General features: G+C 44.0%; 1 protein-coding gene. It reads left to right on the forward strand.

The features are described from left to right. Positions 1-525: 525 nt before the first annotated feature. Complete coding sequence (thrS, locus tag QZ735_RS05035) at positions 526-2445, forward strand: threonine--tRNA ligase (protein ID WP_294245068.1); 1920 nt, start codon at positions 526-528, stop codon at positions 2443-2445. Positions 2446-2543: the final 98 nt, after the last annotated feature.

Genomic DNA, 2543 nt, shown 5'->3' on the forward strand with positions numbered 1-2543 from the left:
CACGGATGGGTAAAATCCAAGGTCAGGAACGTGGATGTGATCGAGATTATCAAAGAAAAAGTCAAGTATAAGAGAAGGTATTAATTCATGGTGTTGCCGGGTTTCACCCTCTTGCGGTGCCAGATCAGTATTTGTCCCTGCACTGCGTTGTGCCCGACACCGAAATATGTTTTTCTTTTTAAAAATTTCATATGATAACACAAACCGGTTGTGTTTTATTTACCAATCCCGGGCCGCACTTCCTTATCTTTAATTTTTGTTGCTGTACTGTGCGGGATGCTGATGTAAACGGCTGTTTCAGGGCCTGCAGTGATTTTACTTCAGTATTATTAAAAGTAAATATCTATGTGACAGCCACTTACCCGTTTAAATAATTCTTTGAACAGCATCAGGTAAACACGCTGTAATGATAATGATTTAAAGGAAGGGGAATAAATTACAGGCCTGTATTTTACAATTCCTCCTGAAAGTAGCATACTAAGTAAAAATTTCGTATTTTTGCCACTTAAAATTTCTTAGTAAACAATGATAAAAATTACACTTCCAGACAGTACTGTCAAAGAATTCGAAGCGGGGGTAACTCCGTTAGAGGTGGCAAAATCTATTAGCGAGGGATTGGCTAGAAATACCATTTCCGCAGTTGTTAATAACCAGCAGGTAGAAACGACCACCCCTATCACAACGGATTCCACGGTACAGCTCCTGACCTGGAATGATGATCTCGGAAAGAAAGCCTTCTGGCACTCTTCTGCCCACTTGCTGGCGCAGGCGATCCTAGAATTTTATCCGGATGCTAAGCTGACCATCGGTCCGGCCATTGAAAGCGGTTTCTATTATGATGTGGATTTCGGAGACGAAAGCCTTTCTGAAAAAGATTTTGAAAAGATTGAGAAGAAGGTGCTGGAAAATGCCAAAAAAGGCTCAACGTTCTCTTTATATCCGGTTTCCAAAGAGGAAGCGCTGAAAACGTATGCTGACAATCCTTACAAGGTGGAACTGATCTCCAATCTCAATGACGGAGAAATCACCTTCGTAACCCATGATAACTTCACCGACCTATGCCGCGGAGGGCATATCCCGAATACCGGGATCGTAAAAGCGATGAAGATCCTCAATGCAGCGGGAGCTTACTGGAGGGGGAACGAGAAAAACCCACAGCTCACCAGAGTATACGGGATTTCCTTCCCTAAACAGAAGGAGCTGACGGAGTACCTGGAAAGGCTGGAAGAAGCCAAAAGGAGGGACCACAGAAAGCTGGGCAAAGAGCTCGGTATTTTTGCTTTCTCTGAAAAAGTAGGTGCCGGATTGCCGTTATGGCTGCCGAAAGGAACCGCGCTGAGAAGAAAACTGGAGAACTTCCTTTCTGCTGCCCAGAAAAAAGGCGGTTATGAATTTGTGATGTCACCTCATATCGGGTCTAAAGAGCTGTATGTCACTTCGGGACACTGGGACAAATACGGCGCAGACAGCTTCCAGCCGATCAGAACACCGAATGAAGGGGAAGAATTCATGCTGAAGCCGATGAACTGCCCGCACCACTGTGAAATCTATAAAACTTCGCAATGGAGCTACCGGGATCTTCCGAAACGGTATGCAGAATTCGGAACCGTGTACCGGTATGAACAGTCCGGCGAGCTTCACGGGTTGACAAGAGTGCGCGGGTTTACCCAGGATGATGCCCACCTGTTCTGTACACCGGATCAGCTGTTGGGAGAATTTGAAGCGGTAATCGATCTCGTACTGTATGTGTTCAGGTCTTTAGGTTTTGAAGATTTCGTGACTCAGGTTTCTTTAAGAGATCCTGAGAACAGGGAAAAATATATCGGTTCTGATGAGAACTGGGAAAAAGCCGAAAATGCCATCATCACCGCAGCTGAAAACAAAGGGCTGAGAACCGTAATCGAATACGGTGAAGCGGCATTTTATGGTCCTAAGCTTGACTTTATGGTAAAGGATGCGCTGGGAAGAAGATGGCAGCTGGGAACCATCCAGGTGGATTACAACCTGCCTGAAAGATTTGATCTGCACTATATCGGAAGCGATAACGAGAAGTACAGACCGGTCATGATCCACAGGGCACCTTTCGGTTCTATGGAACGCTTCATTGCGATCCTGCTTGAGAACACGGCCGGTGACTTCCCTTTGTGGTTGAGCCCTGACCAGTTCATTATTCTACCGATTAGTGAAAAATATGCAGATTACGCCAAAAAAGTTTCAGACCTCTTGGAAAATCACGATATTAGCGGCCAGATTGACAACCGTAATGAAAAGACCGGTAAAAAAATCCGTGATGCGGAATTAAATAAAATTCCGTTTATGCTGGTGGTTGGAGAAAATGAGGAAAAGGATGGCACAATTTCTGTACGAAGACGTGGTGAAGGAGATCTTGGCGCCATGAGCCTGGAAGATTTTGTATCTTACTTCAAGAAAGAATCGGCCATATAAGCGGATCAAAAATTGAGATACGTTTTTTATAATCGTTTTTCAATGAATTAAATAGTAATTAACCCATAAAATTATAATACAATAGCACAAAGATTTAA

The organism is uncultured Chryseobacterium sp. (assembly GCF_913776365.1).
In the GTDB taxonomy this organism is placed as follows: Bacteria; Bacteroidota; Bacteroidia; order Flavobacteriales; family Weeksellaceae; genus Chryseobacterium.